The organism is Providencia sp. PROV129 (genome assembly GCF_028482245.1).
GTDB classification, from domain to species: domain Bacteria; phylum Pseudomonadota; class Gammaproteobacteria; order Enterobacterales; family Enterobacteriaceae; genus Providencia; species Providencia vermicola.
Window position 1 is genome coordinate 1 of record NZ_JAMPQD010000056.1, and the last position, 1984, is coordinate 1984.

At 41.7% G+C, this 1984-nt stretch carries 3 protein-coding genes and 1 pseudogene; all 4 read right to left on the minus strand.

What is annotated here, in order from left to right; translation table 11 throughout:
* Positions 1-509, minus strand: a 509-nt coding sequence (locus tag PSF27_RS20740) for a fimbrial protein (protein ID WP_272682187.1), incomplete at its 3' end; no start/stop codon positions are given.
* 13 nt (positions 510-522) lie between these two features.
* Positions 523-1071, minus strand: coding sequence for a fimbrial protein (locus PSF27_RS21175; protein ID WP_272682188.1), 549 nt, complete (start codon positions 1069-1071; stop codon positions 523-525).
* Positions 1072-1082: 11 nt separating this feature from the next.
* Positions 1083-1523, minus strand: coding sequence for a spore coat protein U domain-containing protein (locus PSF27_RS20750; protein WP_272682189.1), 441 nt, complete (start codon positions 1521-1523; stop codon positions 1083-1085).
* Between the two features lie 105 nt (positions 1524-1628).
* Positions 1629-1984 (minus strand): annotated as a pseudogene (locus tag PSF27_RS20755) (fimbrial protein); the annotation flags it as partial.

The window sequence follows — 1984 nt, forward strand, 5'->3', positions numbered from 1 at the left end:
CTACTTTTCATTAAACCTTTTTCAACTGCTTGTCCTTGGGCATAAGGTTTGGCCCAAAAACTAATATCAAATTGATTATTCTGATTGACACTAAAACGTTTGTTTACGCCTGATAAGTCAATTGGAGTAGCATCTAACCACGATAAATAAATGCCGACACCCGATAAATTGGTTTTAAGTTCGCCCCCGAGGCCATTATGTAATGCGCCTTGGCTACCAGGAGTCACTTTGATATCAATATAATTAGGTTTAAACCCACTTTTCTGACAATCTATAATAAATTGTGTTTTTACCGCAGGTTGCTTTCCTGACAGTAAATCATTTTCATTAATCACGTCAAAATCCACTATTTTATTAAATCCTTTCCCATCATTAATATTACAAGTGATCGTAACGACATCCAGAGAAATGGCCAATTCAGTTTCAGGGAGAGCTTCATCTGACAGCGTGAGTGGCGAATAAAAATTTAAGCAAGTGACCATAAAATACGCGTATATTTTTTTGTTCATACAAAGGCTCGCATCAGATATATTTTATTTTGATAGTAATATGGGTGTCCCCATTACCTAAGCTAATGGATTGACCGCCCAGCGGAAGGACAACCGGTTTTATTTTTAGTTTGACTTTCATCAGTGAGGCCTCTGCTTTTTTAAAAAACAGCTCCTTTCCCATGGGGACACCTTCGTTAATGGAACCTATTTGTGCGTCTTCCCATGTCACAAGATAGCCCAAGGAGGTATTTTTTGAGCCAATATAACCAGATGATCCCAGAGTTAAATGGGGATTAGCAGGCTCAAAGCGTATTGAAATCCTCTGGGGCTTAATGGTTCCAGAGCAATCCAGTGAGAGTGTCGAGTGCCCTTCAATTTCACCCGACAAAATAGTGACCGTATCTACAGGGCCAAAAGCCACATTATCTACCGTGGCCGGTAAACACGTGGCAATTTTGACATTCATACTAAATTGCGATTGAACAGCACCGCCAACGATGGATGCCGGTTTTAGCTCAGAGCCATAACCTCTCGTTGTACTGAATATTAACAGGCTGATAAGCAACATAGATTTGAACATAGAGCCCTCAATTAATTGAATGTCAATTTAATATTTAACGCTGTATTGGCGGCCCCTGGAGATACAATCTCACCGAGTGCAACGGGCTTAACTTTAATTGGGATCGTAAAACTTGCCGCGGTGGGTTTATTCGTTGGTGTCACGGCTGTGCCATTAACAGTGATGGCGGTATCCAGAGGTTTTACCGTCGAATCACCCCACCGCAGTTGATAACCTACAGTCGAATTGAGCTTGGTATTAATAATGCCATTTGCCACATCTTTAACACCATCAGCAGCTGTAAATGTCAGGGTATAATTGGCCATTTTTGTATCGCAAGCAATTGCCAGTGACATCACTTTGTCGGCGACCGTCCCTTTTTTAATATCGCCCGCCGCTTGGTCACCAAAGGCAACATCTGCCACGGAAGCACTGCAAGATGCCTTGACCGTCATGCTTATATTTGATGTCACGGTACCTCCGGTAACATTTGAGGCAAAGCTAGTGGCGCCAGCATAAAAGGGAAGTGAAAATCCGGCGAGAATGAACAGTGATTTCGTTATCATAGTTAGCTCCATTTAATTTAATTTTACATTAATCGTTAATGCGGTATTCGCGAGTCCAGGAATGGCTTGTGCCGACAACGCGACTGGTTTAACAATCACTGGAACCGTAAAGTTATTGGTTGTTGGTTTTGTATTGGGAGTGATGGGCATACCATTTGTGACAACAGCACTATTTGCTGGCTTAACGGTGCCATTTCCCCAGGTCAATTGGTAACCTACTGAGCTATTGTCTTTTACAGAAATAATGCCATTATTTGGAGCTCCGCCATCCCGGCCGCTAAAACTAATTGTGTAAGCAGGCAATACTGCATTACAGGTAAAATTAATATTGATTGTTTTACTTGCGATGGTATTTGATTGCACACTTG

Coding starts and splice junctions, on each gene's coding strand:
- PSF27_RS21175 (WP_272682188.1), bottom strand. CDS start 1,071: ATGTTCAAATCTATGTTGCTTATCAGCCTGTTAATATTCAGTACAACG.